Source organism: Patulibacter medicamentivorans (genome assembly GCF_000240225.1).
GTDB classification, from domain to species: Bacteria; Actinomycetota; Thermoleophilia; order Solirubrobacterales; family Solirubrobacteraceae; genus Patulibacter; species Patulibacter medicamentivorans.
In genome coordinates this window covers 1-3,384 of sequence record NZ_AGUD01000323.1, presented here as the reverse complement: position 1 = coordinate 3,384, position 3,384 = coordinate 1, and the positions used below count along the sequence as shown (strand labels likewise).

Genomic DNA, 3,384 nt, shown 5'->3' with positions numbered 1-3,384 from the left:
GCCGACGCGCCGGCCGACGACCCGCTGCGCGCCGCCGGCCCCCACCCGCTCGACGTCCCGACCGACGAGCAGGGGCTGGCGCTCGCCGCGCTCGACTCGGGCCGCTGGACGGTCGAGCCGGGCACCAGCGCGCTGACCGCCCGCGGCGACGGCGCGGGCCCGAGCGACGCCCTCGGCCTGGTCCGCGAGCTGCGGGTCCGCGACTGGCTCGACCTGCAGGGCGAGGTCACGCTGGCGGGCCGCCACGCGCTGGCCCGCTGGCTGGAGACCTCGGAGCGCTGAGCATCCGGGTGGCCGGGCGACCGGCCACCCCGTGCCTCAGGTCGCGACGAGCGTCTGCCACAACTGCTGCTTCTCGCCGGTGACATTCCGGTCTCCGAGCGACCGGAACGTCCCCATCGTCCCGAGCCGGCACCCGAGAGTGCCGGCCCAGGACGAGAGCGTCAGCCGCCGAGGACCGGGAGTGACAGCAGACAGGGCGCACGCTTCGCGTGCGCCGGGTCGAGCGCGTTCAGCATGAACCGCAGCGCCCGTCGATCGAATGCTGGCGACAGGTGATCGGCGAAGTTGATCAGGCAGCCGTTCTGCAACGTGATGTTGGTCGTGTTCGGCCCCGACAGGAACTGAGACCGATAGGGCTGGACGACCTGGTCGTAGATCGTCGAGATCACCGTGTACTTGACGCCGGGCTGCGTGTCGCCCCCGCCGTTCAGCTCACGCATCGCCGGTGAGTCGACGACCTGATCGGCGCACGCCGGGCAGAACGCGCCGACCAGCGGCTGACCGATCTGGGGGAACCACGAGGCCAGCAGGCCCAGGCCCCAGAGGGTCGTGCCGTGGTTGCTCGGCGCCAGGCCGACGAGCGTGTCGACCTTGGCCGCGCCCCCGAGGAACTTCAGGTACCAGCGCGGCATCATCCCGCCCTGCGAGTGACCGACGATGTCGACCTTGTCGGCGCCGGTGGCGCTCAGCACCTGGTCGACGAAGTCGCGCAACTCGACGGCCGACTCCCGGACGGCGGCGACGGAGCGAATCTGCCCGAAGCTGAGATCGGTCACCTTCGTTGCGCCGTAGTTGAGCGCGAACACGCAGTAGCCCTCGTTCTTCAGGAGCGGCGACGCGGTGTTCCAGTTGATGACGCGATTGGCGAACGTCCCGGAGACCAGCACCACCGGACGCGGATGCGCTGCGGTCGGCCTGCAGTCGAAGTCATTGGATCCGGGCGGATTGGCGTTCGGGTTCTGGAGGCTCGCCGCGAGCGCGGCAGCCGAGTTGTAGGGGACCGGCAGATCAGCGTTGGCGGGACTCGCGGCCACGGTGCCTGCCACGACCATCCCGAGCGTTGCTGCAGCCGCGAGGACGCGGCGTCGAATGCTCATCTCTCTTCTCCTCACGAACGCCCTGGAGGGATTCGGGAACCGCATGGTGTCCCAGGGCGGCGGCAGGCTACCCCGCGGAAAGCGTACGGCGCAAGCTGAACTCACCGGCGATGGACGAACGTACGGCGCAGACCCCTCTGGCGGTTCGGCTGCCGCCGTGGAACGGATCCGCAGAGGCGCCCCCGGCTCCTGCGACGACTCACCGGCACCTGAGCGCCGCCCGGGTCAGCCCACCGACGCGCGCGCTCGCCGCTTGGCGGCCTTCGCCGCGTCCCCGCCGGCGCCGCCGCCGTTGGCCGCGGGGCCCGGATCGGCCTCGGCCGGGCGGACGTTCGCCATCCGGCCCATGTCGAAGTCGAAGTCGTGGCCGGCCTCCGAGCACCAGAAGTCGGGGTGGCGCGCCAGCCAGGCCTCGGCGTCGCGCTTGCCGGCCTCGATCAGGAGGTCGAAGTAGAGGTCGTCGAAGAGCAGGAACGACAGCAGCTCGCCGCGGGCGCGCGTGCGGCCGCCGCCGAGCAGCCGCGAGATCAGCGGGAAGTCGGGCTTCGCGATCCCGCGCCAGCCGGCGTAGCGGCGGTCGAAGACCTCCTCCGCCAGCTCGCCCAGCTCGCCGCGGCGGCGCGGCGAGACGAGCGCGTACTCGATCCGGCGGTAGGCGGGCCGGCCGCGGCCGGAGCGGATCTGCTTCGAGACCCGCGCGGCGCGGCTGCGCGGCGCCGACAGCATCTCGTTCAGCGTGACGAGGTTGTGGAGGTCGTCGTTGACCTGGTCGACCAGCAGGCCGTCGACGATGTTGCTGACGACATCGGCGATCCGCGGGACCCGCGGCGTGCCCTCGCGGCCGGCGCGATGGCCGAGCGGCTCGAAGCCGACCACGATCACCCGGTCGGCGCCGAGGTTCAGCGCCGGCGAGAGCGGCGTGTTCAGGCGCGTGGCCCCGTCGACGTAGAAGTCGGCCGCCTCGGCCGGCCGGTCGACGCGGACCGGGGCGAAGAGCAGCGGGATCGCGGCCGACGCCCGCACGTGCTGGCTGTCGATCCGGTCGACTCGCACGTAGCGCAGGTCGTCGCTCGGCCGCGAGGCGGGCATCTCCGCCTGGCCCTGCACGAACGCCATCGGGCCGCTGCGGGCCAGCGACGTGGCGACCAGGCAGACCGCGTCGTAGGCGCCCTCCCGGCCGTTGCGGTCGAGCGCGTCCCAGTCGACGATCCTGTCGAGCGTCCGGCGCAGCGGATGCGGGTCCATCAGGCCGGCCAGCCGCACCCCGGGAACCTCGAGCACGTCGCCGACGAACCGCGCCAGGGTCCGCGGCAGCCCCGGGCCGACGACCCGCCGGATGACGTCGTTCTTGCGCAGCGCCCGCCAGTGGCGCAGGCCCTGCTCGACCTGCTCGGCGGCCGGCAGGTGGGCGACCGAGCCCAGGTAGGCGGCGTTGATCGCCCCGACCGAGGTCCCGCAGAAGATCGTCGGCTTCTCGCCCCGACGCTCCAGCTCCGGGAGCAGGACCGCCAGCGCGCCGACCTCGTAGGCGCCGCGCGCGCCGCCGCCGGGCAGCACCAGGGCCACGCGACCGGACGCCGGGCGCTCGGTACCGCGCGCAGGACGGCCGGCGGAGCTCATCAAGGCAGCAGTATGCCGACTGGCCGGCCCACCGGGCCGCGGGTGGATGTGAGGTGCACGTAGACCGAGCAGGTCGCGGCGGGGAAGCGAGAGCTGGACACCGGTCCTGCCGAGCGAACACCGTCGCGAGATGCGAAGCGCCTACGTGCGCCTCACGCCGCCCGCTAGAAGTCGAAGTCCTTCGGGGGCTTCTGCTCGAACCAGAGCCGATCGTGGTCCGGGGTCTCCTGCAGGAACTCCGGGGTATCGGAGAGCACGTCGCCCTGGGTCGTGTCGCCCTGGTCGGTCGCCGGGCCGGGCGCGCCGTCGTCCAGCCGGGTCCGCGGTAGCGGCGCGACGGCGGGCGGCGGGGCGCTGCCGGCGGCCGGCGGCGGACCGGCCGGCG

At 73.2% G+C, this 3,384-nt stretch carries 3 protein-coding genes and 1 pseudogene; 1 reads left to right on the top strand and 3 read right to left on the bottom strand.

Annotated elements, in window-relative coordinates:
• Positions 1–282: hypothetical protein (locus PAI11_RS27675; protein WP_040601506.1), on the top strand; the 282-nt coding region annotated here is incomplete at its 5' end.
• 161 nt (positions 283–443) lie between these two features.
• Here the strand turns inward: PAI11_RS27675 and PAI11_RS23205 are convergent.
• The 3 genes and pseudogenes from PAI11_RS23205 to PAI11_RS27670 form a co-directional block, all read right to left on the bottom strand.
• Positions 444–1,379, bottom strand: coding sequence for an esterase/lipase family protein (locus tag PAI11_RS23205; protein WP_007579418.1), 936 nt, complete (start codon positions 1,377–1,379; stop codon positions 444–446).
• Between the two features lie 225 nt (positions 1,380–1,604).
• Positions 1,605–2,999, bottom strand: coding sequence for a patatin-like phospholipase family protein (locus PAI11_RS23200; RefSeq protein ID WP_138974519.1), 1,395 nt, complete (start codon positions 2,997–2,999; stop codon positions 1,605–1,607).
• 164 nt (positions 3,000–3,163) lie between these two features.
• Positions 3,164–3,384: pseudogene (locus PAI11_RS27670) on the bottom strand (hypothetical protein); the annotation flags it as partial.